The 23,747-nt window shown below is 73.0% G+C and carries 28 protein-coding genes; 12 read left to right on the top strand and 16 right to left on the bottom strand.

Annotated features, from left to right (window positions below; all coding sequences use genetic code 11):
- Window positions 1–204: 204 nt before the first annotated feature.
- The 4 genes from ACZ6ZI_RS22345 to ACZ6ZI_RS22330 are packed head-to-tail and all read right to left on the bottom strand — an operon-like array spanning window position 205 to window position 4,132.
- On the bottom strand, window positions 205–1,005 hold the full coding sequence (locus ACZ6ZI_RS22345) for an SDR family NAD(P)-dependent oxidoreductase (RefSeq protein WP_469523568.1): 801 nt from the start codon (window positions 1,003–1,005) through the stop codon (window positions 205–207).
- A gap of 39 nt (window positions 1,006–1,044) precedes the next feature.
- Window positions 1,045–1,941 carry a glycosyltransferase family 2 protein gene (locus tag ACZ6ZI_RS22340; RefSeq protein WP_469523567.1) on the bottom strand — a complete coding sequence of 299 codons (897 nt, stop codon included), beginning with the start codon at window positions 1,939–1,941 and terminating at the stop codon, window positions 1,045–1,047.
- Window positions 1,938–3,011 (bottom strand): glycosyltransferase, encoded by a 1,074-nt coding sequence (locus ACZ6ZI_RS22335; protein WP_469523565.1) that lies wholly within the window; start codon window positions 3,009–3,011, stop codon window positions 1,938–1,940. The genes ACZ6ZI_RS22340 and ACZ6ZI_RS22335 overlap by 4 nt, the downstream gene beginning before the upstream one ends.
- A complete protein-coding gene (locus ACZ6ZI_RS22330; RefSeq protein ID WP_469523564.1) occupies window positions 3,008–4,132 on the bottom strand; it encodes a glycosyltransferase family protein in 1,125 nt (374 codons plus the stop codon). Before ACZ6ZI_RS22330 ends, ACZ6ZI_RS22335 begins: the two co-directional genes overlap by 4 nt.
- A 366-nt stretch (window positions 4,133–4,498) precedes the next feature.
- On the opposite strand from ACZ6ZI_RS22330, the gene ACZ6ZI_RS22325 reads away from it, so the two are divergent.
- Window positions 4,499–5,056, top strand: a complete 558-nt coding sequence (locus tag ACZ6ZI_RS22325; protein WP_469523563.1) for a cysteine hydrolase family protein — start codon at window positions 4,499–4,501, stop codon at window positions 5,054–5,056.
- 236 nt (window positions 5,057–5,292) lie between these two features.
- Here the strand turns inward: ACZ6ZI_RS22325 and ACZ6ZI_RS22320 are convergent, their stop codons facing one another.
- From ACZ6ZI_RS22320 to ACZ6ZI_RS22305, 4 genes are read right to left on the bottom strand one after another with little or no spacing between them, the layout of a single operon-like run.
- Window positions 5,293–5,514 (bottom strand): hypothetical protein, encoded by a 222-nt coding sequence (locus ACZ6ZI_RS22320; RefSeq protein WP_469524016.1) that lies wholly within the window; start codon window positions 5,512–5,514, stop codon window positions 5,293–5,295.
- The gene (locus tag ACZ6ZI_RS22315; RefSeq protein ID WP_469523562.1) at window positions 5,511–6,572 is read right to left on the bottom strand and encodes an iron-containing redox enzyme family protein; all 1,062 of its coding nucleotides are present in this window, start codon (window positions 6,570–6,572) and stop codon (window positions 5,511–5,513) included. Before ACZ6ZI_RS22315 ends, ACZ6ZI_RS22320 begins: the two co-directional genes overlap by 4 nt.
- Entirely contained in the window at window positions 6,569–6,844 is a 276-nt protein-coding gene (locus ACZ6ZI_RS22310; RefSeq protein ID WP_469523561.1) for a CDGSH iron-sulfur domain-containing protein, read from the bottom strand. Before ACZ6ZI_RS22310 ends, ACZ6ZI_RS22315 begins: the two co-directional genes overlap by 4 nt.
- Window positions 6,828–7,499, bottom strand: a complete 672-nt coding sequence (locus ACZ6ZI_RS22305) for a HemK2/MTQ2 family protein methyltransferase (RefSeq protein WP_469523559.1) — start codon at window positions 7,497–7,499, stop codon at window positions 6,828–6,830. Before ACZ6ZI_RS22305 ends, ACZ6ZI_RS22310 begins: the two co-directional genes overlap by 17 nt.
- A gap of 461 nt (window positions 7,500–7,960) precedes the next feature.
- Here ACZ6ZI_RS22305 and ACZ6ZI_RS22300 point away from each other — a divergent pair, with 461 nt between their 5' ends.
- The gene (locus ACZ6ZI_RS22300; protein ID WP_469523557.1) at window positions 7,961–8,161 is read left to right on the top strand and encodes a hypothetical protein; all 201 of its coding nucleotides are present in this window, start codon (window positions 7,961–7,963) and stop codon (window positions 8,159–8,161) included.
- A 41-nt stretch (window positions 8,162–8,202) separates the two neighbouring features.
- Here the strand turns inward: ACZ6ZI_RS22300 and ACZ6ZI_RS22295 are convergent, their stop codons facing one another.
- Window positions 8,203–8,493 carry a hypothetical protein gene (locus ACZ6ZI_RS22295; protein ID WP_469523555.1) on the bottom strand — a complete coding sequence of 97 codons (291 nt, stop codon included), beginning with the start codon at window positions 8,491–8,493 and terminating at the stop codon, window positions 8,203–8,205.
- A 268-nt stretch (window positions 8,494–8,761) separates the two neighbouring features.
- Here ACZ6ZI_RS22295 and ACZ6ZI_RS22290 point away from each other — a divergent pair, with 268 nt between their 5' ends.
- Together ACZ6ZI_RS22290 and ACZ6ZI_RS22285 are read left to right on the top strand one after the other, a co-directional pair.
- Window positions 8,762–10,543: an N-acetylglutaminylglutamine amidotransferase gene (locus tag ACZ6ZI_RS22290; protein ID WP_469523554.1), complete on the top strand. Its 1,782-nt coding sequence runs from the start codon at window positions 8,762–8,764 to the stop codon at window positions 10,541–10,543.
- A gap of 57 nt (window positions 10,544–10,600) precedes the next feature.
- Window positions 10,601–12,805 (top strand): S9 family peptidase, encoded by a 2,205-nt coding sequence (locus ACZ6ZI_RS22285; protein WP_469524004.1) that lies wholly within the window; start codon window positions 10,601–10,603, stop codon window positions 12,803–12,805.
- A 909-nt stretch (window positions 12,806–13,714) separates the two neighbouring features.
- Here the strand turns inward: ACZ6ZI_RS22285 and ACZ6ZI_RS22280 are convergent.
- Window positions 13,715–14,272 (bottom strand): hypothetical protein, encoded by a 558-nt coding sequence (locus ACZ6ZI_RS22280; protein ID WP_469523552.1) that lies wholly within the window; start codon window positions 14,270–14,272, stop codon window positions 13,715–13,717.
- A 57-nt stretch (window positions 14,273–14,329) separates the two neighbouring features.
- Window positions 14,330–15,298, bottom strand: coding sequence for a LysR family transcriptional regulator (locus tag ACZ6ZI_RS22275; RefSeq protein WP_469523551.1), 969 nt, complete (start codon window positions 15,296–15,298; stop codon window positions 14,330–14,332).
- Between the two features lie 160 nt (window positions 15,299–15,458).
- Here ACZ6ZI_RS22275 and ACZ6ZI_RS22270 point away from each other — a divergent pair, with 160 nt between their 5' ends.
- Window positions 15,459–15,833, top strand: coding sequence for a carboxymuconolactone decarboxylase family protein (locus tag ACZ6ZI_RS22270; RefSeq protein WP_469523550.1), 375 nt, complete (start codon window positions 15,459–15,461; stop codon window positions 15,831–15,833).
- Window positions 15,834–15,908: 75 nt separating this feature from the next.
- Here ACZ6ZI_RS22270 and ACZ6ZI_RS22265 read toward each other — a convergent pair whose 3' ends face one another.
- Window positions 15,909–16,484 (bottom strand): YbaK/EbsC family protein, encoded by a 576-nt coding sequence (locus ACZ6ZI_RS22265; protein ID WP_469523549.1) that lies wholly within the window; start codon window positions 16,482–16,484, stop codon window positions 15,909–15,911.
- A gap of 270 nt (window positions 16,485–16,754) precedes the next feature.
- On the opposite strand from ACZ6ZI_RS22265, the gene ACZ6ZI_RS22260 reads away from it, so the two are divergent.
- Window positions 16,755–17,393: a glyoxalase gene (locus ACZ6ZI_RS22260; RefSeq protein ID WP_469523548.1), complete on the top strand. Its 639-nt coding sequence runs from the start codon at window positions 16,755–16,757 to the stop codon at window positions 17,391–17,393.
- Between the two features lie 31 nt (window positions 17,394–17,424).
- Here the strand turns inward: ACZ6ZI_RS22260 and ACZ6ZI_RS22255 are convergent, their stop codons facing one another.
- From ACZ6ZI_RS22255 to ACZ6ZI_RS22240, 4 genes are all read right to left on the bottom strand, one after another.
- Entirely contained in the window at window positions 17,425–17,841 is a 417-nt protein-coding gene (locus ACZ6ZI_RS22255; RefSeq protein WP_469523547.1) for an SRPBCC family protein, read from the bottom strand.
- On the bottom strand, window positions 17,838–18,152 hold the full coding sequence (locus ACZ6ZI_RS22250; RefSeq protein WP_469523546.1) for an ArsR/SmtB family transcription factor: 315 nt from the start codon (window positions 18,150–18,152) through the stop codon (window positions 17,838–17,840). The genes ACZ6ZI_RS22255 and ACZ6ZI_RS22250 overlap by 4 nt, the downstream gene beginning before the upstream one ends.
- Window positions 18,153–18,382: 230 nt before the next feature.
- A complete protein-coding gene (locus tag ACZ6ZI_RS22245; protein WP_469523544.1) occupies window positions 18,383–18,940 on the bottom strand; it encodes a hypothetical protein in 558 nt (185 codons plus the stop codon).
- A 21-nt stretch (window positions 18,941–18,961) separates the two neighbouring features.
- The gene (locus ACZ6ZI_RS22240; protein ID WP_469523543.1) at window positions 18,962–19,501 is read right to left on the bottom strand and encodes a hypothetical protein; all 540 of its coding nucleotides are present in this window, start codon (window positions 19,499–19,501) and stop codon (window positions 18,962–18,964) included.
- A gap of 135 nt (window positions 19,502–19,636) precedes the next feature.
- Here ACZ6ZI_RS22240 and ACZ6ZI_RS22235 point away from each other — a divergent pair, with 135 nt between their 5' ends.
- From ACZ6ZI_RS22235 to ACZ6ZI_RS22210, 6 genes are all read left to right on the top strand, one after another.
- A complete protein-coding gene (locus ACZ6ZI_RS22235) occupies window positions 19,637–20,116 on the top strand; it encodes a ricin-type beta-trefoil lectin domain protein (RefSeq protein ID WP_469523541.1) in 480 nt (159 codons plus the stop codon).
- A 240-nt stretch (window positions 20,117–20,356) separates the two neighbouring features.
- On the top strand, window positions 20,357–20,713 hold the full coding sequence (locus ACZ6ZI_RS22230) for a CPCC family cysteine-rich protein (protein ID WP_469523539.1): 357 nt from the start codon (window positions 20,357–20,359) through the stop codon (window positions 20,711–20,713).
- 247 nt (window positions 20,714–20,960) lie between these two features.
- The gene (locus ACZ6ZI_RS22225; RefSeq protein WP_469523537.1) at window positions 20,961–21,146 is read left to right on the top strand and encodes a hypothetical protein; all 186 of its coding nucleotides are present in this window, start codon (window positions 20,961–20,963) and stop codon (window positions 21,144–21,146) included.
- Between the two features lie 220 nt (window positions 21,147–21,366).
- Window positions 21,367–22,326 carry a helix-turn-helix transcriptional regulator gene (locus ACZ6ZI_RS22220; protein ID WP_469523535.1) on the top strand — a complete coding sequence of 320 codons (960 nt, stop codon included), beginning with the start codon at window positions 21,367–21,369 and terminating at the stop codon, window positions 22,324–22,326.
- Between the two features lie 471 nt (window positions 22,327–22,797).
- Complete coding sequence (locus tag ACZ6ZI_RS22215) at window positions 22,798–23,196, top strand: STAS domain-containing protein (RefSeq protein WP_469523533.1); 399 nt, start codon at window positions 22,798–22,800, stop codon at window positions 23,194–23,196.
- On the top strand, window positions 23,171–23,743 hold the full coding sequence (locus tag ACZ6ZI_RS22210; protein ID WP_469523532.1) for a hypothetical protein: 573 nt from the start codon (window positions 23,171–23,173) through the stop codon (window positions 23,741–23,743). The genes ACZ6ZI_RS22215 and ACZ6ZI_RS22210 overlap by 26 nt, the downstream gene beginning before the upstream one ends.
- Window positions 23,744–23,747 lie beyond the last annotated feature (4 nt).

The raw sequence follows: 23,747 nt of genomic DNA, 5'->3' as shown, positions 1-23,747 counted from the left end.
GCGAACGGGTGGCCGACGTGAGGCGGCACACCAGGCGCGCGGTGTGCGAGACCAGGACCCGGCCCTGGCCGGGGGGCCGGCCGGGGATCTCGTCGAGGTCCGGCTACCCGGATGGGTACCGCGTATCCGGGTCTTCGGGCGGTCCGGGCGCTTGGCGTTTCCGGGTCCGGGGGGCCGGGCGGTGGGGCCGGTCGCATGGTCCCACTACCGGTCCGCCGAGCCGGGTTCCGCCATCCGGCGGTGCCCCGCGGCTTTGACGCTGTCGGGCAGCACCTTGTTGGCCAGCCCTTGCGCCTTGGTCTTCAGCGATCCCGCGACGACCTTGTCCTTGCCGGCGAAAAGGGCGTCGAGCCCCTGCTCGGCCACCTGGGCGGGGTCGTCCTTCTCGTCCCGGCCGACCTTGGTGTCGCCCATGTCGGCGCGGCGGAAGAAGTCCGTGTCGGTCGGGCCGGGCATCAGGGCGGTCACCGTGAGGGGCGTGTCCCGGAGCTCGTTCTGCAGGGCTTGCGAGAAGGACTGCAGGAACGACTTCGAGGCGTTGTACACGGCCTGGAACGAGCCCGGCATGGTGGAGGCGATCGAGGACGTGATCAGCATCCGCCCCTGCCCCGCCGCGGCCATCGACCGCAGCAGGCGTTTGGCGAGGTGCACGGTGGAGCGTACGTTCAGATCGATGATCTCGAACTCATCCTCCAGCTCCGTTTCGAGGAAGGCTCCGCCTCTCCCGACGCCCGCGTTCAGCACCGCGACGGCCACCGGCCGTCCGCCGGCGGTGATCGCTTCGACGAAGCGCTCCGCCTCCGCGTACTCGCGCAGGTCCGCGCGGACGGGTTGCACATCGGCTCCGGTCCGCCTCTCGATCTCCGCGGCGGCGGAACGGAGTCGTTCCTCGTTCGCGGAATTCACGATCAGGTCGAAGCCGCGTTCGGCGAGCTGTCGGGCGAGCTCGAACCCGATGCCGCTGGACGCTCCGGTCACCACCGCGAGTTCTCTGTTCCGGGTCATGCTCTGCACCTACCCGCACGGGGCGAACCATGCCCGGCGCTACGATTCTGTGGCAATCCAGTCACCGCTCACGGGATCGAGGCGGACCAGCCCCATGCGGGAGAACGCGTGGAGCCAGCCGTCCATGGGCCATCGGCCCCACCGGCGGCGGAAGAGGGCCCCGTTGCGCAGGATGTCGTCGAGGTGGTGGACCGGCGGGTTCCGCACGGCGTGGTACTGGTGGTAGGTGGGCGCACCGCCGAGCCAACACAGGTCCACGCCGGCGCGGTGTGCGAGACGGGCGAAGTCGGTGTCCTCGCCGCCGTAGCCGGTGTACGCCTCGCAGAATCCGCCGATCCGCCGCCAGGTGTCCGCCGTGAGCGCGAACGACAGCGACCAGAAGAGGTCCGGATCGCCTCCGGTCAGCAGCTCGCCGGGCGCCGGGGTGGGACGGCCGGGGTGGGGATCGGCCAGTTCGGGCAGTTCGGCGAGCCGGTACCCGCCATCGGGCGGGGGAGGCAGGTAGGCGACGGTCCCGCACAGTAGTACGCCGTCCCGGGCGGCCTCGGTGTACCGGCCCACGCTCTCGGGCGCCGGGACGCAGTCGACGTCGAGGAAGACCAGTACGTCGGCGCCGAGTTCGAGCGCGCGCCGGGCTCCCGCGTTGCGGGCGCGGGCCAGAGGCAGCTGCCCTGAGGCCGGCACGGCCACGGGCACCACCGTCGCCGCGGGTCGGCCCCGGGCGGCGAGGGCACCCGCCACCGGGTCGTCCATGGTGACGACCACGTAGGTGTCGGGCATCCGGGCGGCTTCGGCGAGGGCTGCCTGTTGGAGGGCGAGGTGCCGGTGACGGCCCGCCACCAGGGTGATGACCGCGACGTGCACGGCGGCCCGGGGCGCGTCCGGCCCGCTCGACGTCGCTCGCCCGCTCGACCCGGGCGCGTGGGATCCGATCACGACAGCAGCTCCTCGTAGAAGGCCTCGTAGCGGTCGGTCATGTGACGCACGGAGCAGAAGGCCTCGGCCCGTTCGCGGCAGGCGCGTCGGCTGAGCACGGTCGCACCGCCGACCGCCGCGGCGAGCGCGGATACGTCCGGGTAGGGGACGAGCCGGCCGCAGTCGGGGGTGAGGATCTCGGCCAGGGCTCCGCGATCGAAGCCGGCCACCGGTGTCCCGCATGCCAGGGATTCGGCGACGACCAGCCCGTACGGTTCGTCCCAGCAGGGGGTGACGAGGGTCGCGCGGGCCGAGCCGACCAGTGCGGCCAGCTCCGCCCGGCGCAGGTGGCCGGCGTAGCGGACGCGCGGGCCCAGTCGGGGCGCCACGCGCTCGCGGAAATAGCGTTGGTCGCCGACGGGGCCCGCCAGGGTGAGGGGCAGGCCGGCTTCGGTCGCGGCGGCGATGGCGAGGGCGGGTCCCTTCTCGGGCACGATCCGCCCGTACCAGACCAGGTCGCCGCCCCCGGGCCCGGCCGGCCAACGCCCGAGGTCGATTCCGTTGTGCACCACCCGTGCCGATCGCACCAACGGCTGCCAGGAACGCGCGGTGTGGGCACTGACCGCGGTGAAGACCCCCGAACCCGTCGCGTCGGTCTGGATGGCGGACTCCAGCCACGGCGTGGGCGGCGTGTGGAGCGTGGTGACGACGGGCGCCGCAACGGCGGGAGCCATGGCCACGGGAAGGTAGTGCAGGCTGTTGTTGTGGACGATGTCGTAGGCGGATCCGCCGTCCTCGCGGGCCAGGTCGAGCATGAGCCGCAGGTAGGCGTGGTGCTCGTCCATCGCGCTCGGGTCGGTCATGCTCAGGTCCGCCCGCGCCGCCGCACTGAGTAGTGGGAGGTGTACGGCGAATTCCCGTACGCCCAGGTTCGGATCCGATCCGGGCGCCGCGAACAGGGCGATGCTGTGGCCCCGTCCTTGCAGGGCGGAGGCGAGTGCCCAGGTGTGCGCCTCGAGCCCGCCGGCGAACGGCTCCCTGATGGGGAAGCGCGCCGAGGCGATGAGCGCGATGCGCAGGGGGCGGGTCATGCCAGGCAGCGTTCGTAGAGCGCCCGGTGGGCCGAGGCCAGGGTCGTACGCTCGACTTGGCGTGCCTCGGGATCGGCGCGCGGTGCCGGGCGGTGGGCGTGTGCCTGCCGGACGGCGGCGTCCAGGGACCGAGCGTCCAGGCCGTCGGGGCCGTGCCGGTAGAGGTGGCAGGGCCGCTGCTCGGCGTAGTAGCCGCAGTCGGGTACGGCCACCGCGGTGCCGAGGTCGTAACAGGCTTCGAGCCAGCCCGAGTGGGTACCGAAGGCGTACGGCAGTACCGAGAGGTCGAGGGAGCTGAGGTAGGTCCACAGCTCGTCGTCGTCGAAGTAGTCGTGTACGCGCAGGTCCACCAGACTCGCTCCGGCCAGCTCGGCCAACCCCGCCACCACCTCGGGTGCGTAGGCGCGGGTGCTCGGGTCGTGTGTGTCGCGGTGGATGTCGACCCGCAGCCGCGCGCCCGGCAGTCGTGCCACCGTGTCGGCGAGCGCCCGGATCACGGGCAGCGGTGCCATGTTGGGTCGCAGGCTCTTGGCGTGCACTCCGATGACGAAGCCCGCGCGTGGTGGGCGGGAACGGGAAAGCTCCGGCTCCTCCACGATGTGGGGGTGGGGCAGAACGTGCGCGGTGCGCCCCCAGCGCGTCGCGATCTCGGCTGCCGCACCGGGGGTGAGGGTGATCAGGGTGTCGGCGGCGGGGATGAGCACGTCCAAGGCGGCGTCGTGGGCGCGGCGGTCGGGGTGATGAGGATTGCGCAGGTCGTGGACGGTTTGCACCAGGGGCTTCCCGTGTCGCCGCAGCTCGGTGACCAGCTCGGCCAGTTGGCCGGGACTCTGGGCGTCGAACCCGAAGTGCAGATGGTAGACGTCGAAGTCGTCGTGGTGGTCGCGGACCCAGGCCGGGTCCAGCATCACCGGCGGCCACCAGCGCTGCGAGGTGCTCGGAGCGCCGTTGGGGCGGGGGTCCGGCAGCATCGAGATCCCGTCGGAGCCGTCCGCCGCGTGTACGTGGCGCACGTACACGTGTCCGGCGGGTACGGAGGCCACCCGGATCTCCTCGGGTGCGTCCGGGTGTGCCGGCCGACCGTGACGTGCGGGCAGGGCCGAGGCCTGGACGGAGGACATGCCGGGCTTCTAGTCCTCGCCCCGGATGATGTTCCCATCCGTCGTGACATCCGCGGCTTCCCGACCGTCGGCGCTCTCGGGCCGGGGCGGTCGTATGACGGCGGGACGACAGGTCCGGACGCCTTCCTCGATCGGTACGCGGTTCCAGACCGGCGGGGTCAGTGCGTGGGCCACCATGGCCAACATCCCCTTCTTGCATATCGTGCTGAATATAACGATTAGTCCCTTTGTTGATGGTTCGCATGTACCCCGGATGGTGAGGGCCATGCACCGCGCCGGAGCCGTCGGTGCCTCCGCGTGGCGGCGATCCATCGCGCGACTGTGACGTGTGGCACCGGGCAGGGGCCCGGGGTGGAAGGGATGGACATGAAACCCACCGCACTCATCGTGATCGACATGTTGAACACCTACGAGCACGAGGACGCCGCGGCGCTGGTCCCGTCCGTTCGCGAAGCCCTTCCGGGCGTCCGGACGCTGCTCCACCGGGCTCGGGGCGCCGGCGCCCCGGTCGTCTACGTGAACGACAACTTCGGCCGCTGGCGTTCCCACCACGGCGAGATCCTCGAGGCGGCCCGAACCGGCCGGCACGGAGACCTCGTGGAGCCGATCGCACCGGACGAGGAGTCCCTGTTCGTCGTCAAGGCGCGGCATTCCGTCTTCTACGAGACGCCCTTGGCCTATTTGCTGGGCCGCCTCGGCGTCGATCGGGTGGTGCTCTGCGGGCAGGTGACCGAGCAGTGTGTCCTGTACTCGGCCCTGGACGCGCACATCCGGCATTTCGACGTCGTCGTGGCCGTGGACGCGGTGGCCCACATCGACGCGGGCCTGGCCGAGGCGGCCTTGCGCATGATGGAACGCAACATGTCCGCCAGGCTCCGATCGAGCGGTGACATCGTCTTCGACGACGAGACCGCGTCAGCCTGACGGCGGCAGGGGGCGGGCGGGGCCACTCGGCCGTAGCCGTAGTGGAAGGGAACGAAGAGCACGCACGGGCGGATGGACTCGATGCGCAGGCGGCCGAGCAGGGCGCCGCACCGGGTGACGACCTCGACCAGGTTGCCCTCGCCCATGGCCCCAGGCGGACGGCGTCGGCTTCCGCGAGTCGGGGCACCCGACCCATTTTGGCGCGGGTTCGAACCGTTCCGATTTCCTGTCGGTGGTTACCTGGCCGTTCGTGCCCTCGGGGCCCGCTCGGTACACGGCCACTGGGTGGCGCTCGGGCCGCTGAGCTTCTCCTGGCTCAGAACCGTGTGGGCGCACGGACGCCCGCCCTCGCGGGTGTTCTCCGCCGCGGGCTGACCGTTCATCTGTTGCGCCCCCGAGCCGGACCGGCCGAGCATGCCGCGGATCAGGTGGAGGTTGTTCACCTGACGTCGATTCACGGCCGCTCCTCCACATCCGTGCACCTGGACCGTCGGTCGTCGAGCGGGGTGAGCATCGCACTGCCGCCGGCGGCCCAGGCCGCGGAAACGTGCCCGGCGAGACGGTCTTCCACCAGCACCGTCGCCGCGCAGCCGAAGGCGATGTCGGCCTCCAGGCCCGGTTCGTCGGCGAGGAGTCCGCCGATGACCTCGCGACGCACCACCTGCTCGTGCACGGCGTCGGCTTCCACGTGTTCGGCGTAGAAGCGCTCGGCGGCGGCCCCCGCCCCGCAGCGTCGCATCGCCTTGGCGAGCCGCCTGGAGCCGGGGGAGGAGGTGACCTCGACGCACGCGAAATGCCCGACGAGCGCCCCTCGGAGGGCCCTGTGGAGTCCGAACAGCGACATCAGGTTCACGGAGGCGAGGACGGGCGCCGGGGCCCGGTCGAGGTAGCGACCGTAGGCGGGGTCGAGGCCGAGGTCCACCATGAGGTCCGCGAACAGCCGCGCGTGCATGTCCTCGGCCTGACCGGCGCCGAACTCGTCGTACTCGATGGCGACCATGGCGGCCTTCGCGCGGCCGGTGAGGCGCGGGATGACCCAGGCGTGCGGGTCGGCTTCCTTCAGGTGGTACAGGGAGCGCATCGCGGCGTACTCCCGGAGCTGCCACAGCTCCCCTTCCTCCGCCAGGTGGTGGCTGAGGCTGCCGGAGAGGTCCACGGGCTCGACGAGGAGGGGTGCGAAGGCTTCGTTCACCGAGCGGGGCGCGTCGGCGGTGGCGGCGCGCAGCGTCCCGAGGAAGCGCTCCTCCAGTGCCTGGCGCAGACGCAACAGATCGGGGTCCCACTCGCGGTCCTCGCCGACGCCGTGGAAGCCCCGGTAGTGCAACTCGTAGAGGAGGTACAGCGCCAGGTGCAGGTCCTCACCCCACGGGTCGGCCCGGTGGACCGACGGGGACGCGCACGCGGGCGCCTCACCCGTGCGCAGGGCCTCGACCACGACGCGGGAGAGTTGCCCGCGCCCTTCGACCAGGCGGGGGGCTCCGGCCGTCGTGAGGGTGCTCGTGGAGGCAGCGGTCATGAGGGGGTTCCGTCCTGGGGCGTGGGCGTGGGCGAGGTGCGTGCGAGGGCTCGGTGGCCGGTGTCGTACCAGGGGTTGCTCCGGCTGCGGCGGCAGGTGCGGACGGCGACCGCGAAGCGGTCCGATCGGCACCGGGTCCCGTTGTCGAGCACGATCTCGGCGGGGACCTCCACCAGCACCGGCCCCCGCGGGCCCGGGGCGAGCGCCACGGTGCGCGCCGGATTGCGGCCTGTGGCGGGCCGGCGACCGCCGTTGTCAGAGGTACTGGGCACGGATGACCACCAGCTCCTCCAGCTCGTCGGATTCACCCGTCAGGCCCCTCTGCCTCAGCCAGGCCCGCCGCGACCGAAGGACCGGCCCCCACGGCACGAACGCCCGCGTGGTGACCTCGGCGAACAGCCCCGCCCGGGCGAGCCGGTCGAGGGTCGCCCCGACTCCGCACAGGCCGGAATGCACCATGAGCAGGACTCCGTCCGGCCGCAGCAGCGCGGGGGCGCTCACACAGATCCGGTCGATGATCGCGCGCCCGTCGTGGCCCGCGTCCCACGCCCGCTGGGGCCCCCGTACGGGAACCTCCGCTGCCGGCGCCGGCACGTAGGGCGGATTGGACATCACCAGGTCGAACCGCCGGCCCTTCACGGCCGACGCGAAGTCCCCATGGACCACGCGCAGGGGCAGCCGCCGCCGCAGGGCGTTCAGGCGCGCGGTGGCCACGGCCATCCACGAGACGTCGACCGCCGTGACTTCGGCGCCCCGACGCGCGGCCTGGAGGGCCAGCGCGCCGGTCCCCGTACCGATTTCCAACACGGCGGCCCCGGGCCCGAAAGGTTCCCGGCTGAGAGCCTCGGCCACCAGGCGGGTGTCGCCTTGTGGTCGGTAGACACCCGGCAGGGCGATCAGTCCTTCGGGCAGCGTTTCCCGAGTCAACGCCGTATCGGCCACGGTGCACCTCCGCGGGATGGGAGTGGGCTGTGAGGGGGGCCGAGCAACAACGGCCGCCCCCGGCAACTGCCCCCTCAGGAGCCACTCACTCGGGGAGCGCGGATCGTCTCGTCTGACGGGCGCGCACCGCCCACACGCCGCACGGCGCGCACGCGGAGGGCTCATTGCTCGGCAGCCGACGAGCCCCACCCGGTCAGGCGGCCGTCCCGGGGCGCACCATCGAGAACGGCTTCCGTCGCGCCATCGGACCGCCTCGACGGCGTGCACGTCGCGGTGGCGGCGGCGCGTTCCCCGCGGTCGGGAGCTCAGGCGTCCTCTCCAGCCCGGGCCGCGGCGGGTGTGGAGCCGGCTACGGCGGGCAGACGCCGGCCGCGACGACGCGCGTCGGCCGACGGGCCCGACGCACCGCCTTCTTCCACCGGCCACCCGTGCCAACGGGAGGGAACATGACACTCGGCGCCAACGACCTGGTCACCTACCGGGACGGCCGCGATGAGCTGCACCGCGGCCGGATCGAGGAGGTACGGGACCCGGGTCCGCACGCGGTCTATCGGATCCGCAACGAGCGGACGAACGAACTCCAGGTCATCACCCAGGGACAGCTCGAACAGGACGCCGGCCCCGATGCGGACACCTCCGTCGGCTGAGCCGCGCACCGAGCCGGACCCGCGCCGCCACGCGAAGGCGTTCAGGGAGGGGGATCACCCAGGGGCAGGGAGGACCCGTCGTTCACGGAGCGGATGACCTCCTCGTGGAGGTCGCGGCTCGCCGCCTCGTCGGCGCAGGGAACCGGGCTACCGGCGAGGGGCAGCCACTCGGACGCCCCGCTGTACTGCACGGCGACCTGCGCCAACCCCTCGGCCTCGATCCACGTGGTGTGGATGTCGAGCGCACCAGTGAGTGCGGGGCCGCCCCCGCCCGTCCGCACGCCGTCGCGGCCCGCGAACACCTGACGTGTGGTCCATGACGCCCAGCTCATCCGACCTCCCGGCAGTCCGTTGTCCCCCCAGTGTGCCCCGCCGACCCCCGTCCGGCCTGCCGCCCACGCGTCGAGAAATCGACCTCGGCTTGAAAGGCGCAGGTGCGGGCAGGTGCGGAACATATCGATCGCCCGTCCGTACCGGCTCGACCGTGCCGGCCGTACCGGCACAGGAGTGCAGAAGCATGGTGTACACGACCGGGTCCGCCGAGACGAGAGGGATCTCGGTGACGTCCCGAAACGCCGGGGTACGGGCAGGTGGCAGCCCGTGTGCGGCCTGAGCGGAGAGGTGCGGTTCGACGGTGGGCGCCCCGATGTCGCAGCCGTCGAACGCATGACGGATGCGATGGAGCCGCGGGGCCCCGACGGCAGGGGGATCTGGTCGCAGGCGGCGACGGCCCTGGGGCACCGGCGCCTTCGGATCATCGACCTGTCCGAGTGGGGCGCCCAGCCCATGGTCGACGCGGCGCTCGGCTTGACCCTGGTCTTCAACGGCTGCGTCTACAACCACCGTGAGCTGCGCACCCTCCTCGAAGGCCTCGGTCACCGCTTCTTCTCCGACTCCGACACCGAGGTCGTCGCCAAGGCGTACGCGCAGTGGGGGCCCGACTGCGTCCGGCACCTCGTCGGCATGTTCGCCTTCGCCGTCGTCGAGCACCACACGGGCCGCCTGGTCCTGGCCCGTGACCGACTGGGCATCAAGCCCCTCTACGTCACCGAGGACGCAGACCGCCTCCGCTTCGCCTCCACGCTGCCGGCCCTCCTGGCGGGCGGCGGAGTCGACACGTCCATCGACCCCGTTGCCCTCCACCAGTACCTCAGCTGGCACGGCACCGTCGTCGCACCCCGCACGGTGCTCAACGGCGTACGCAAAATCGCGCCCGCCACCGTCCGGATCGTCGAGCCCGACGGCAGTTGCCGCGACCACTGTTACTGGCAGCCTCCCTACACCCGGCGCTCCGAGCTCGGGAACGACCCCGTGCTGTGGCGGGAAGCCGTACACGACGCACTGCGCACGGCGGTACGGCGCCGCACGGTCGCGGACGTGCCCGTGGGCGTACTCCTCTCCGGCGGCCTGGACTCCAGCCTCATGGTGGCGATGCTCGCCGAGGAGGGGCACGAGGGCGTCCCCACCTACGCCATGGGATTCGAGGCGGAGAACGGTGAGGACGGCGACGAGTTCGCGTACTCGGACCTCGTGGCCCGCCGGTTCTCCACCGACCACCACCGGTTCCTCATCCCGTCCGACCGCCTGCCCACCGCCCTGGAGGCGGCGATCACTGCCATGAGCGAGCCCATGGTCAGCCACGACGCCGTGGCGTTCCACATGCTCGCGGAGCAGGTCTCGAAGGAGGTCAAGGTCGTCCTGTGCGGACAGGGAGCGGACGAGGTGTTCGCCGGGTACGGCTGGTACCCGGGGATCGCCCGCGCCACCCGGGCCAAAGCGGACGACGCCTACGCCCACGCGTACTTCGACCGGACGCACGACGACCTCACGGCCATGCTCCATCCGGACTTCGCCGTCGGCCGCGACACGTCAATGGACTTCGTCCGCCACCACATGGCCACCGCCGGCGCCGAATCCGCCCTGGACGCCGCCCTGCGCATGGACGTCCACGCCCTCATGCCGGACGACCCGGTCAAGCGGGTCGACAACATGACGATGGCCTGGGGACTGGAAGCCAGGGTGCCGTTCCTGGACCAGGACCTCGTGGAGCTGGCGGCAGCGTGCCCGCCGGGGTTGAAGCTGGCGAAGGAGGGCAAGGGCGTGCTGAAGGACGTCGGACGCGCCGTGCTGCCACGGGAGGTCGTCGACCGCCCCAAGGGCTACTTCCCGGTCCCGGCGGTGCGCCACATGGCCCGGCCGGTGCTGGCCCGAGTACGGGAGGCCCTGACGAGCCCCGAGGCCCGTCGGCGCGGCATCTTCGACGCGCGAGTCGTGGACCGGCTGCTCGCTGAACCCAACCGGCACCGCGCCCGACGCGGTGCCAACACCCTGTGGCAGGTGGCGTCGTTGGAGATCTGGCTCCAGGCGCACGCCATCCGATGAGGTGAGGGAACCGAGTGGTGCGAACCGCTCGGACACGGAAGTCTGGGAGAGGTGGCCATGCCCCTGGAGCGGACCAACAGAGTGGATCACGCACCCGCCGCCGCGGCCGGAACCGAAGCGACTCGGGGGCTGGGCCCCACCGAAGCGCAGACCCGGGCCGGCCCCGCGCCGGTCGCCGTTCCCGCTCCGGTCGCCGCTCCCGCGCCGGCGCGGCTGACCGACCACACGGGCCCCGACCCGACCACCGTGCTCACCGCCCACGGGTGCTGGTACCCGTCGGCCGATCCCACCGGTGAGCACGTCGTCTTCATCTGTGACCGGGCCGGCGTACCCCAACTGTGGAGCGGAGCCGCCCGGGGGTCCGAGGCCCACGTCCTGGACCGCGACCCCGATCCGGTGACCGAGGTCTCCTGGTCCCCCGACGGGCGCTGGATCGCCTATACCTCCGCGCCGGGCGGAGGCGAACACACCCGAGTCCTGGTGGTCCGCCCGGACGGGACCGGACGTCAGGTCCTCGCCGGAGCCGAGCCGGGAAGCTCCGCCCACCTGGGGTGCTGGACCCGCGACGGCTCCGCCCTCGCCGTGACAGTCGCCCAGCCGTCCGTGTCCGGCGCGCGGCACACCGGAGCCGGACACCTCACGTGCGACCGCGACGGTGCGCCGGGGGCCGGGGGGTGGACCCCCGGCACGGCCTGGTCCGAGCGGGGCGGCGCTGCGACGCTGCTCGGCGCCGTGCCGGCGACCCCCTCCTTCGCGCCGCCGCACCGAACGCCGTCTTCCGGGTACGCGGAGGACAGCGCACTGGCTGCCTACCTGGTCGACCCGGACGGGGCGCACGCCCCCGTCCTGCTGTACGCGGAAGCGGGAGCGGCGTCCCTCCGCGTGTGCGACACGACCCCCGACGGCCGCTTCGCGCTCCTGCGACGGGGCCCAAGAGGCCGGCGTGAGGCCCTCGTACTCGACACCGCCTCGGGTCGCCCCACCTTCTGCCTCCACGTCGCCGACGGCGACCCCTGGATCGGACGCTTCTGCGCCGACGCACGTGGCGTGTGGCTGCGCAGCGACGACTCCAGCGAGTTCGCGGCGCTGTTGAGGGTCCGGTTGGACGAGGACGGCGCCGGCCGGGGCCCGTCCGTCACGGTCGAACGGGAAGGATCCGACCTCGACCTGCTGAGCGTGCCCGACCACGGCAGGTGGGCCCTGCTCGCATGGAACGTCCACGGGGCCACCGAACTGGAGAGCGTGCGCCTTCCACCCGGCCACGAGGACCGCCCCGTCGGACCGCGACACCGAGCGGTCCTGCCGCACGAGGTGGTGACCCGTCTCGCGCCCCTGGAACGCGGCGGGCTCTTCGCCGCCCTGGCCGGCTCTCGGCGCAGGCCCGGCATCTGGGAACTCGGCCCGGGCCTGGCCCCCGTACGATCCGGCTGGTCCGCCCGCGACGAGGACGCGGTGCCCCCCGGGCGTCCCCCCGTACGCCCCGTGCCCCTGCGCTGTCGCGCACGGGATGGGCTGCGGCTGGGGGGCTGGTACTACCGGGCGCCCGGTCGGGATCCAGGACGACCCGCCCCGTGCGTCATCCACCTCCACGGGGGCCCCGAAGAACAGGAACGGCCGGTGTTCAACCCGCTCTACCACGAGCTCCTCGGCCGGGGCCTCGACGTCTTCGCCCCCGATGTACGGGGCTCCTCCGGCTGGGGGAGGTCCTTCGTGGACGCCGACCTCGGCGCCGGCCGCTTCGCCGCGATCGACGACGTCGCCGACTGTGCCGCCCACGTCGTCGCCCTCGGCTACGTCGACCCCGTACGGCTGGGCGTGATGGGCCGCTCCTACGGCGGCTACCTCACCATGGCCTCACTCGTCCGGCACCCGGACCTCTTCCGCGCCGGGGTCGCCGTCTGCGGGATGTCCGACTTCGCGACGTTCTTCGCCGGCACGGAACCGTGGATCGCCCGGTCCGCGATGGCCAAGTACGGCCACCCCGAACACGATCGGGAACTGCTGCGTGCCCTCTCGCCCATGAGCCGCATAGATCAACTACGTGCCCCCGTACTGGCCGTCCACGGCGAACACGACACCAACGTGCCACCGACCGAATCGGAGCGGTTCATCCGCGCCGCACGCGAGCGCGGTGTACCGGCGCGCATGCTGACGCTGCGCGACGAGGGACACGAGTTCCTCCGGGCCGACAACAGGAGGCTCTACCGGCGGGCCGCCGCGGACTGGCTGGAGCACCACCTCGGCGGCTCGACCACTCCCTGACCGGCACCGACACCGACACCGATACCGACACCGGCGCCGCTCGCCGCTTCCGGAAGGCGGCGACGGCGGGCCGCTGCCGGTACCTGCGCGCGTCGTCACCGTCAACCGTCCCCACATCCCGCCGCGCCGTCGTCCATGCGGCGGCTCAGGCGGATCCGTCCTCGGGCTTCCTTCCACGCGTGCTGCGCGCGCGGGCTCGGTCCACACGTTCCGGGTCCGCGGACGGGCCACCGCCCGACCCGGTTCTGGATGCGGCTCCCGGCCGGCGACCGTGTTCGTCCACCATCGCTCCCTCGTCGGGGAGCAGCTCCGGGCGGCTGTCCTGGCTCTTTTCACCCACAGCCCTCCGCCTCCCTTCGGTCTCGATCGGGTGGCCGTCGTCTTCAGTCGGTCGGCTCTTGGGGCGCGGTGTTGCCGGGGCCGGCATCGGGGCGCTCCCCCTCCTCGTTCCCATGCGTCTCGGGAGCACCGTCTCCGGGGCTCTCGGCCCCGGCGCGCGGGAGGTCGGGGGCACCCGGATCCAAGGGCGGCAGATCGGGGGTGACGGCATCAGGCTTTTCGGGGACCCGCGCGGGAAGTTCCGGTTCCGGCGTGGTGCTGTGCATGGCAGCCTCCTTTGTACATGCGCGGGGGACAGTGCGACGGCGGGAGCGTTCCCCGCCGCCTCGGCTCGCATATGCCCCGCCTCCTGCGTCTCATCCGCGCCCTCGTGTGCGGTCCCGATCCCCTGACCGGTGCACCGCGCGACTCTCACGGCCCCGACACGATGGATCCGTTCCGGAGCGTCCGTGAGGGATGAGGCCCGCCGCACGTCACGCATCCGGTGGCCTCTACTGAGGCGGACGGAAGCCGTACGCGTCCCAGCGCGGACCCGCACGCGCCGGTACTGCCGGGCCCGCCCGGCCCGTGTCAGTCGCCCGGGCCGAGCCTGACCGCCGCCTCCGCCGCGACCTCGTAGGCTCCCGCGACGGCCCGGTCGATGTCACCGTCGACCGGTTCGAAACGGACGGAGACGATCACGTTGCTCCGGCGGAACCACGCCTCCCCGATCACCCGGTTCCCGCTGAGGTACCGGATCCGGGTGAAGGCCTCGTCGCCGAAGTCCGAGAGCTCCGTGGCCATGGGGCCGGTCTTCCCCTCCGCCCACTGCTTCTCCCGCCGGAAGTCGGCCCGCGCCCGCGCCTCGTCCTGCCGGCTGACCCCCACCCGCAGGACGGGCCGCGCCTCGCGGCCGGGAGCCGCCCAGTCGCAGTACGGCCTCGTCTCGATCCCTTCCGGGGACCCGGTCCGCAGCCGGGCCGACGTCGCCGGCGACACGAGCGAACAGGGAGGCGGGTCCGCGGCGAAATCGCCCTGGGGCGCCCGCTCCCGGTAGGTCCAGACCCCGAAGGCCATCGCGGCGCACCCGGCCACGGCCACGGCCAGGACGAGGCGGCGCACACGGCCGGGGCGGAAGGGTGACGTCACCCGTGCAGCGTAGCGCCGGCGGCTCCTACGGTGACCCGGCGCGCCGGGAACTGCCTCTCACGCATGCACGGCGCGGGCGGTGCCCCCGAAGTCCTCCGGCGCCGCACGCCGATCGGCCGCCGGCGCCGTCCGTGCGGCGTGGGCGTCCGCCAGGGCATCCACCAGGGCGTCCGCCACCGCGTCCACGAGCGGGTCGGGGGCGTCCTCGCGACGCGCCAGCACCACACGGCTCGGTGGGTGGCCGTCGACCGGGACGAAGGCGATGCCCGGGCGGGCGTGCCGGCGCGCGGCTCCGGCCGGCAGGAGCCCGGCCACCCCGTCCCACACCACCGCGTGCAGGCATTCCTCGACGGACGTCACCACCGGGCCGGGGACGTCCTCGTCGGCCGCGAGCCAGTACGCCCGCCACCGCGCGTCCGTTCCGGCGGGGAGGCGAAACCGCGGCCGACCCGCGAGGTCCGCCAGGCGCAGTCGCGGACGCGCGGCGAGCGGGTCGTCCGCCGGCAGCGCCGCCACCAGGGGCTCCACCGCGAGCGCGCGGACGGCCAGACCGGCGGTGTCGAAGGGGAGCCGGGTCAGCGCCAGGTCGACCCGACGCTCGCGCAAGCCGCCCGTCGGATCGGTGAGGGGCGCCTCGTGAAGCCGTACCCGCAGCCCGGGACGCGTGCGGCGCAGTACGGCGAGGGCGTCGTGGCCCGCGTCCAGACCCGCTCCGGCGACGGTACCCAGCACGACCTCGCGCGCGGACTCCGCGGCCCGCACCCGCTCGCGGGCCCGCTCGGCCCGCGCCAGCAGGTCACGCGCCTCCGGGAGCAGCACCTGCCCGGCCGCGGTCAGGCGCGCACCGGTCGGGATCCGGTCGAACAGCCGGCACCCCAGGTCCGCCTCCAGGTCCCGGATCCTGCGGCTGAGGGGCGGCTGGGCGAGGTGGAGCCGTACGGCGGCACGGCCGAAGTGGCCCTCCTCGGCCACCGCGACGAAACAGCGCAACGCCCTCAGGTCCATGACCGGCCACGATACCGACATCGGCACCGCCCCTTCGAAGCCGGTCTTGGACACGGAACAGGGGTGCGAGGTGAGGTGGAGCCGTCCGCCGAACCACGGCGGCGCACCCGGCCGGGGGCACGTCCGCACGCGCACCCCACCACCACCCTTCGATCCCGATCGATTTCCGCGAGGAGCACCCATGTACGCCCACCCCGACGACCTCCACCGTGCCCGTTCCGTGGGCGCCGCCGCCGCGCCCGAGTTCGCGGCCTGGCTCGCCTTCCAGAACGCGGTCGACCGCGAGGACGGCGTGGTGCCGCGCCGCTACCGCGAGCTGATCTCCGTGGCGGTGGCCCTCGTCACGCAGTGCGCGTACTGCCTCGACGTCCACACCGCGGCCGCCCGTCGGCACGGCGTCACGGCCGAGGAACTCGCCGAGACGGCGTTCGTGACGGCTTCCGTCCGCGCGGGTGGCACCCTCGCGCACGCCCTCCTCGCTGACCGGCTCTACGAACAGCACGGCCACCGGCCGCCGTCCGCCGACGCGGCGAGCGCGGCCCCGGCCTGCCACTGACGGCCGAACCGGGACGGTCCCGCCACGGCTGACGACCGACGGGACCCCGCGCCCCGGGCCCCCGCGCGGCCGGTGTCAGGGGGTGACGAGCGCGAGGTCCTGGACCACCTCGGCCGACGGGAGCCGTGCGAACGCCGCGCCCGGCACGATGAGTTTGCCGCGCCGCCGGCCGCTGCCGACGAGGACGTACGGCAGCTCGACGACGGCCGCGTCCACCAACAGGGGCCAGGTCGGGGGAAGCCCCAGCGCGGTGATGCCCCCGTACTCCATGCCCGTCGCCCCGACGGCCGTCTCCATCGGCGCGAACGACACCTTCCGCGCGCCCAGTCGGCGGCGTACGGCACCGTTCACGTCGACCCTGCCGTTCGAGGGGACCAGGCACGCGGCGAGGGTGGTCTCGCCGCCCCGCTTCGCGGCGACCACCACGCAGTTCGCCGACGCGTTGAGCAGATCCCGCCCGTAGTGGGCGACGAAGGCTGCGGTGTCGGCGATCGCCGGGTCGGTGTCCACGTACAGGAACTCCTCCACCCGCACGGCTCCGGACGACCAGCCGCCGATCGCCTCGGCCACGGGTCGGGGGAGCCGGCCGAGGCTGGTGGAGGCGGGGACGGCGTTGTCGAAGCGGTCGAAGACTCCCAGGGGTGCGCGCATCCCCGCACGCTAACACCGCCGGCGGCAAGCCCTTCGTGCCGTCAGGTCATCGGCCCCGACCGCGCCCGCGCCCGCGCCGGCGCCCGGCCGCGTCCGGCCTCGGGCGTCACCCGGCCACCGGGCCGTCACCCTCGCGCTCGTCCACGTCCCTACGCGGCATGATCGCCCAGCCGGGCGCGACCGGTGACCGGTACCCCCCTTCGCTCGGCGGTCCGAGACCGGTCAGGAATCGAGAAGCGCCCGTCGAGGCCCGGCCCCTAGCGTGAAGGCATGGCAATCACCGCTTCCACCGCAGCCCACCTGTCCCTCGCGTCCGTCACCCTGGAGGTGGCCGACCCCGAGTCCGCCCGCCGCTTCTACAGCGCCTTCGGCGTGGACGCGTACGTACGCCTGCGGGCGTCCGAAGCGCCCTCCACCGGATTCCGCGGCTTCACCCTGGGGCTCACGGTGTCCGGGCCGGCCACCGTCGACGGCTTCTTCCGCGCCGCGGTCGACGCGGGCGCCACCGTGCTCAAGCCCGCCGCGAAGTCGCTGTGGGGCTACGGCGGCGTCGTCCAGGCGCCCGACGGCACGATCTGGAAGATCGCCACCTCGGCGAGGAAGGACACCGGCCCCGACACCCGCGCGGTCGACGAGGTCGTGCTGCTGCTCGGCGTCGAGGCCGTGAAGGCCACCCGGCAGTTCTACGTCGACCGGGGCATGACCGTGGCCAAGAGCTTCGGCGGCAAGTACACCGAGTTCGCTCCCGGCGCCGCCGGCTCCGTCAAGCTGGCCCTCTACAAGCGCCGCGCCCTGGCCAAGGACCTCGGCGTCCCCGAGGCCGGGGCCGGCTCGCACCGCATCGCCCTCGGGGCCACCGCCGACGCCTTCACCGACCCGGACGGTTTCACCTGGGAGCGTGCCGCGTAGCGCTGCGGGCGTCGCGTGCAGGCGGTGAGGGTCAGACGGCCCCGTCGAGGGTCCTGGCGAGGTTGTCCAGGACGTGGGGCCAGCCCTTGCCCATGCCCGCCAGCGCCTGGCGCCCCATCGGGGAATCGAGGTCGAAGCCCGCGTGGGTCAGGACGAGACGGGTGCCGTCGCCTACGGGGTGGAGGGTCCAGGTGATGGTGGTGTCGAGGGTGCCCTCGGCGAACCGGTAGGCCAGCAGCCGCTCATCGTCCACCTCGGTGACCTCACACGGCTGCAGGCCGAAGTTGTTGCCCATGTCGAAGCTGAACCGGTGTCCGACGACGGGCTTGATGTCGCCGGCGGCCCACCAGCGGGCGTGGATCTCGGGGTCGGTCAGTGCCCTCCACACCGCCGCAGGGGGGTGGGGGAGGAACTTCTCGCAGGTGATGGTGTCGTTCTGGGTGGTCATGTTCCGTTGTCCTCGTCCAGGAGATCGGACAGCGCCTGGAGGCGCTGGTTCCAGTAGTGCTCGAACGGATGGAGCCACTCGCTCACCTCGGCCAGCCGTGCCGGTTCGAGGTGGTAGTAGCGGTGCCGGCCGCGGGGTTCCTCCCGCACCAGCCCGGCGGTGCGGAGCACCGCCAGATGCTCGGAGACAGCGGGTCTGCCGAGTTCGAACATCCCGGCGAGCTCGCCGGTGGAGCGTGGCCCTTCACGCAGGCTTTCGAGCAGTCTGCGGCGCACCGGATTGGCCAGCACGCCGAACACATCCGTAGGCATGACGACAGTATGCGTCGGAAAAATCCGACGCGTCAAATATTTCCGACGCGTCGGTCGTAGTCGCGCGGCCCGCTGTTCCCGCCGGGTCCGCGCCTGGCGTCCACCGCGGGTGCGGTGCCGACCGGGCGCCCGCACCGGCCTCAAGGCGGTCCGCGACGATCCCGGTATCCCCGGACCGTGGGGACCTCGGCGCCCCGAGGTCCCCACGGTCCCGGGTGACCGACCCCGGTTCAGCCGGCGGTGCGCCGGGGGCGGCGGCGCTTACCGGTCCCGATGATCAGTCCGCCGCCCGCGGCTGCCACCAGGCCGGCGATCCCGAGCAATCGGGTCGCGCCGCGACCGTCGGCTCCGGTTTCGGCCAAGCGGCCGCCGGCGTCGCCCGGGGTGTCCACGGGGGCGACGGCCCCGCCGCCCGTGCCCTGCCCGTTCGGGGGAGACGTGTCGCCGGGACCGGAGCCCTGACCGGCGCCGGGGGTTTCGCCCTGGCCGGGGCGTTCCCCGTTCCCGTTGCCGGGCTCTTCGCCGGGGCCGGGTTCCTGGCCGTTTCCGGGTTCCTCGCCCGGGGCGGGTTCGGGGTCCTCGCCGTTCTCGGACGGAGCGACGATCTTCGACAGGGCCGAGACGCTGACGGACTTCACGTCCTCGTGCGGCACGCTGCTGCCGCCGATGGTGAAGAAGATGTCCGTGAGCGGGGCCTGTGCGCTGAACCGCGCGCGGACGGGGATGGTGAGCACGCCCGTCGGGATCTCCAGGTCCTGCGCGACGGGCGTGATGGGCTGGCCCTCCATGGGGAGAAACGACAGGTCGTGTCAGGCTCCTTGCAGGAACGCCTGGACGGAGACGTCCTTGGTCGGCACCTTCTCGTATGACCCGAACGCCAGGACGATGCTGTACCGCTCCGCCTCGCTGCCCTGGGAGTGGTCCACGGTGATGGCGAACTCCCCCCAGTCCCCGCCCGCCTCGAAGGAGCCCGGCACACCGGTCACCCCCAGAACGGGCACTTCGGCGGATCGGCTCTCCTTCTTCTCCCCCTTCTTCGGCGACGGGGTGGGTGTGGCGGCGGGCAGCGTGGGGTCGACCGGCGTGGGGTTGGGGTCGACCGGCGTGGGGGCGGGCGGTGTGGGGTCGACCGGCGGATGCTCGGCCGACGGAGTTCCTTCCGCCGGGGGATGGGCGGACGCGGTGGGCTCGGGCCGTTCGGCGGAGGGTTCGGTGTCGGTCGCCGGATCACGGTCCGTCACGGTGGCCTGGGTGCCGGTTCGTTCGGCGGCCTCCGAGGGTGCGGCCCCGAGGGCCATCGGTGTCATCGCGGCGACCGCGGTGGCCATGGCCAGGTATTTCACGTTCACGTTGCTCGTCCCTACAGGGTATGGATTGCTCCGTTCAGTCTCGGTAGGGGAAATGTGAACCAGTAGGCGGGTTCTGCTGTTGCCTCGTGTTGCCCCGCGCATCCCGACATCCACGGCAAGAACGGATTCCCCTCCATGGCAATCGCCGCCCGCAAGACGCTCGCCGCCGCCGTACTGGCCCTGACCGCCGCCCTCCTCCCGGCCGCCGGCGCGGAAGCCACCGGCACCCTTGCGCCGTCCCTGCGCGCTCCCGGCATCTACTGCCTGGCCAACGCGTGGAACACCCCCGACATCGCCACGCGGCCGTGTGACGCCGCCGACCGCGGCCAGCACTGGACTGTCTCGGGCCACCAGATCTCCCTGCGCAACGCGCCGGCGTACTGCCTCGCCAACACCTGGAACACGCCGAACGTCTCGGTGAAGCCGTGCGACCCGAAGGACCAGGGCCAGTACTGGAACGTCTCGGGTCAGCAGATCTCCCTCACCTACGCACCGGCCTACTGCTTCGCCAACGCCTGGGGAACCCCCAACCTGTCGACCAAGCCCTGCGACTCCGCCGCCCCCGGCCAGCGCTGGGCGGTCTTCAACGACCAGATCAGCCTCGCCGCCGCCTGACCGCACCACCGAGGGCCCGCCGAGTCCGGCGGGCCCGCCCGGCGGCGCCCGTGACCAACCCGGTGATGAATCGTTTATCCAGACGTCGCGTCATGCACGACCGCTCCCCCCTTGCGGTGACGGCGACTCCTGGCCCCGGGACGCCCCCCGTCCCGGGGCCCTTCCACGAGACGTCCCGGGCGGCGACCGACAGGGACCCTCGCGCACACCCGTACCGGCGGGGAATGTGACACTCGGGGCGTGAGCACATTCCGCGAGTCGTACGAGTCGTCCCCGGCCGGCGAAGGCCCGTACGCCTGCCCCTGCTGCGGGCTCCCGACCCTGGCAGACCGCGTCCAGTGGGAGATCTGCCACGAATGCGGATGGGAGGACGACGGCCAGGACGACGCCGACGCCGACGAGGTGCGGGGCGGTCCCAACGGACCCGACAGCCTCACCACCGCGCGCCTCCGCTACGCGCACTACGCCGCGACCACCAGAGCGAGTGACCCGAGGTCCCTGGCCAACGGCGGTCACGGACGCTGGCGAGAAGCCTGCCTCGAACACCGCCGCTCCCGTGGCCTGCCGGACCGCTTCGTTCCCCTCACACCCCCGTAGCCGCGCCGGGTTCCGCTCCCCGAAGCTCGGCAACGTCCGCGTCAACGAATGATCTTCTCCCCATCGAATCGGAACGCTCCTGGGGGTGAATCCGTCGCCGCTCCCGTGAGATGGGTGGATGTGGCCGGCAGGGTGGGGCGAGTGGGCGAGTGGTGGGCAGGTCGGCTCGGTGCCGGTCGGGCCGAAGGCCGCTGTGCTCGATCGGTGGGGTGGCGGGGCGACCTGTCGTAGAGAGCGTGGGGCGTTCGTGGCTCGGTGGATCCTGGTGTGTCTGATCCTGGCGTTGTGCGGGTCGGCCGCGTTGATGGTGCGGCAGGGATGCATGGGCGAGATGTTCGCGCTGTCGTACCGCATCGGCGTGTTCACGACGCTCTTCGGCCTGGCCGTGGTGGCGCCCGAGACCGCCGGCGCCCTGGCGGACGCGTTGACGTAGGCCCGGCGCGGAGCCCGAGGTGCCACCGGCGAGTGCCCGGCCCCGGCGCACGGGAACCGATGCTCGCGGCCGCGCGGCCCCGCGGCCCGCCCGCGCGGGTTCGGGCCGCGACACGAGTCGTGCGTACGGACCCCTCGGACGGGCGCCCGTCTCGGGACGGCCCGCCACCCCGACGCCTTTGAGGACATCACACGTCCGCGATGCGGAGCATCCTGAAGGCATGACGACCGACCTTCCCGCCCGGATGCTGCGCCTGCTGTCCCTGCTGCAGACCCGACGCGAGTGGTCCGGCGCCGAGCTGGCCGAACGCCTCGGCGTCACCACCCGCACCGTCCGCCGTGACATCGACCGCCTCCGCGGCCTCGACTACCCGGTCGAGGGCACCACCGGTCACGCGGGCGGCTACCGCCTGGCAGCCGGCGCCGCGATGCCCCCGCTGATCCTGGACGACGACGAGGCCACGGCCACCGCGGTCGCGCTGCGCACCGCCGCCGGACAGCTCACCGGCATGGAGGAGACCACGCTGCGCGCCCTGGCCAAACTCGAACAGGTCCTGCCCGCCCGTCTGCGCACCCAGGTCGCGGCCCTGCAGCAGTCCACCGCCACCATCGAGTGGGAGCGCCGGGGCCCGCGTATCGACGCGGCCGTCCTGACCGTGCTGGCCGCCGCCTGCCGTGACCGGGAGACCGTCACCTTCGCGTACACGACCCGTGCCGGCAGGGGCGGCGACCGCAGGGTCGACCCCCACCACTTGGTCGCCTCAGGCGGCCTCTGGTACCTGCTGGCCCACGACCACGGCCGCGACGGCTGGCGCGTCTACCGCCTCGACCGCATCACCGCCCTCACCCCGACCCGTCACCGCTTCACCCCCCGCCCCGTGCCCGGCACGGACCCGGCCGCCTACGTCGCCGGGAAACTCGCCTCCGCGCCCGTCCGCCACCGGGCCATCGCCACCGTCGACGAGCCGGCCGAATCGCTGAGGGCCCGCACCCGCGGCCTCGCCACCCGCATTCGGCCGTCGAGCCCCGGCTCCTGCGCCGTGGACTGCTCCGACGACAGCCTTTCCGGTGTCGCCCGTACCCTCGCCGGCCTCGACGCCGACTACACCCTGGACGCCGACGAGGACGTCCGCGACCACCTGCGCACCCTGGCGCGGCGCGCCCTGTCCGCAGCCGGGTAAAGAACACGCCTTCCACGCTGCGCCTTGAGGACGAGGCGGTCCCCAAGCGGGGTCATCGACCTGGCCCCCTCGCCGCCGCACGCGGCCTGGAGATGGACACCCAGTTCCACACCGTGCGCGGCCTCGCGCTCGGCGGTCGCTTCGGAGCCAAGACCGTCCGCTGACCGCACGCGCCGGTGGGCGGTCCGGGGGAGCCTCACGCCGTGCGGCGCTGTCCGGTATCCGCCGTTCCGCCGGAAAACGAAATCCGCCGGCCGGTGAGCGACGTTCTGCCTCCTGGCAGGGCTGAGGCGTCGTCGTCGCGGGGGTAGGTTGGAGGTATCCGTTGGCGATACCCGTGCCGCCGTGTCCTCCTCGTAGGGGGGTGCCTCGGGTACGGACCTCTCCGATAGCACGGCCTTCGAAGGCCGCGCACTTCTTCCCCGCGACTGCCGGGGGAGGGAGGGTGTCCGACCGATCAGGGCGGTAGCCATGAGTACCCGACCCACCCGTACCCACGTGTCCACTGTGGTGGCAGGGCGGTGCAGGCCCAGCGTGGAGATCGACACCATCGCGGGCGTGGAATGCGCCGATCCCAACGAACCCCCGTTCACGGTGTTGCTGCGGGCGCGCGGCGAGTTCGACATGGACACCGTCCACCTCCTGACCGACGCCTTCGCCGCGGTCATGGTCGAGCGGACGATCCTGGACGTCACCGGGGTCACCTTCGCCGACTCCATGCTCCTCAACGCCCTGCTCGGCGTGCGCGCCCGTCACCACCTGGTGCTGGCCGGCCCGCTGCCGGCGCAATTGGAGAAGCTGCTCACGCTCACCGGCACCCGCGATCTGTTCACGATCGCGCCCGATGTCGCGACGGCTTACCGTGCGTAGCGGCTTCGGTAGGCCACGGCCGGACCCGGTGGAGGTCCTCGCCGAGATCGAACGGGTCGTCGAAGAGGCGCGCGCCCAACTGGGGCAGCACCTGTGGGAACCCACGCCCACCGACGTGGCACTGGCGCGGCGGACGGCCACCGCTCTGGACGCGGCCGTCGGCCCCGCACACCGTCAACGGCACCTGGAGCGGATCACCCGCCTCGAAGCGCTCCGCGAGGCCCTGGCGGCCCTGGCCGTGACCACGGCCCGCACCCACGGGCACCTGGCCTGGTTCCTCGCCCGGTGCAGCAGCGCGCTCACCCCGGTCCTGCACTGGCGCGCGCTGCCGGCCCCGGGCGGGCAGGCCTTCGGCGCGCGGTTGCCCACCACGGGGGAACTCGAGGACGCCGAGGAGGCGGTGCGGGCGCCGGCCCGGGTGCTCGCCCGGACGGGCGCGGAGCGGGACCGGGCGTCAGGGCCCGGGCGCGCGCACGACGGCCGTCGGCCGATCCCGGTGGCGGTCAGGGACAGGGACGACGCGCCCACCGCCCCCGAGGCGCCGTAGAGCC

The organism is Streptomyces sp. NPDC103540 (assembly GCF_055584445.1).
This window is presented reverse-complemented; position numbering and strand designations above follow the sequence as displayed.

Excerpts from the sequence above, each read along its gene's own strand:
- ACZ6ZI_RS22335 (WP_469523565.1), bottom strand. The coding sequence starts at position 3,011 with ATGACCCGCCCCCTGCGCATCGCGCTCATCGCCTCGGCGCGCTTCCCC.
- ACZ6ZI_RS22300 (WP_469523557.1), top strand. The coding sequence starts at position 7,961 with ATGACACTCGGCGCCAACGACCTGGTCACCTACCGGGACGGCCGCGAT.
- ACZ6ZI_RS22265 (WP_469523549.1), bottom strand. The coding sequence starts at position 16,484 with ATGCGCGCACCCCTGGGAGTCTTCGACCGCTTCGACAACGCCGTCCCC.
- ACZ6ZI_RS22215 (WP_469523533.1), top strand. The coding sequence starts at position 22,798 with ATGAGTACCCGACCCACCCGTACCCACGTGTCCACTGTGGTGGCAGGG.
- ACZ6ZI_RS22255 (WP_469523547.1), bottom strand. The coding sequence starts at position 17,841 with ATGACCACCCAGAACGACACCATCACCTGCGAGAAGTTCCTCCCCCAC.
- ACZ6ZI_RS22330 (WP_469523564.1), bottom strand. The coding sequence starts at position 4,132 with ATGTCCTCCGTCCAGGCCTCGGCCCTGCCCGCACGTCACGGTCGGCCG.
- ACZ6ZI_RS22260 (WP_469523548.1), top strand. The coding sequence starts at position 16,755 with ATGGCAATCACCGCTTCCACCGCAGCCCACCTGTCCCTCGCGTCCGTC.
- ACZ6ZI_RS22285 (WP_469524004.1), top strand. The coding sequence starts at position 10,601 with ATGCCCCTGGAGCGGACCAACAGAGTGGATCACGCACCCGCCGCCGCG.
- ACZ6ZI_RS22275 (WP_469523551.1), bottom strand. The coding sequence starts at position 15,298 with ATGTCGGTATCGTGGCCGGTCATGGACCTGAGGGCGTTGCGCTGTTTC.
- ACZ6ZI_RS22220 (WP_469523535.1), top strand. The coding sequence starts at position 21,367 with ATGACGACCGACCTTCCCGCCCGGATGCTGCGCCTGCTGTCCCTGCTG.
- ACZ6ZI_RS22325 (WP_469523563.1), top strand. The coding sequence starts at position 4,499 with ATGAAACCCACCGCACTCATCGTGATCGACATGTTGAACACCTACGAG.
- ACZ6ZI_RS22245 (WP_469523544.1), bottom strand. The coding sequence starts at position 18,940 with ATGGAGGGCCAGCCCATCACGCCCGTCGCGCAGGACCTGGAGATCCCG.
- ACZ6ZI_RS22295 (WP_469523555.1), bottom strand. The coding sequence starts at position 8,493 with ATGAGCTGGGCGTCATGGACCACACGTCAGGTGTTCGCGGGCCGCGAC.
- ACZ6ZI_RS22315 (WP_469523562.1), bottom strand. The coding sequence starts at position 6,572 with ATGACCGCTGCCTCCACGAGCACCCTCACGACGGCCGGAGCCCCCCGC.
- ACZ6ZI_RS22210 (WP_469523532.1), top strand. The coding sequence starts at position 23,171 with ATGTCGCGACGGCTTACCGTGCGTAGCGGCTTCGGTAGGCCACGGCCG.
- ACZ6ZI_RS22235 (WP_469523541.1), top strand. The coding sequence starts at position 19,637 with ATGGCAATCGCCGCCCGCAAGACGCTCGCCGCCGCCGTACTGGCCCTG.
- ACZ6ZI_RS22345 (WP_469523568.1), bottom strand. The coding sequence starts at position 1,005 with ATGACCCGGAACAGAGAACTCGCGGTGGTGACCGGAGCGTCCAGCGGC.
- ACZ6ZI_RS22270 (WP_469523550.1), top strand. The coding sequence starts at position 15,459 with ATGTACGCCCACCCCGACGACCTCCACCGTGCCCGTTCCGTGGGCGCC.
- ACZ6ZI_RS22250 (WP_469523546.1), bottom strand. The coding sequence starts at position 18,152 with ATGCCTACGGATGTGTTCGGCGTGCTGGCCAATCCGGTGCGCCGCAGA.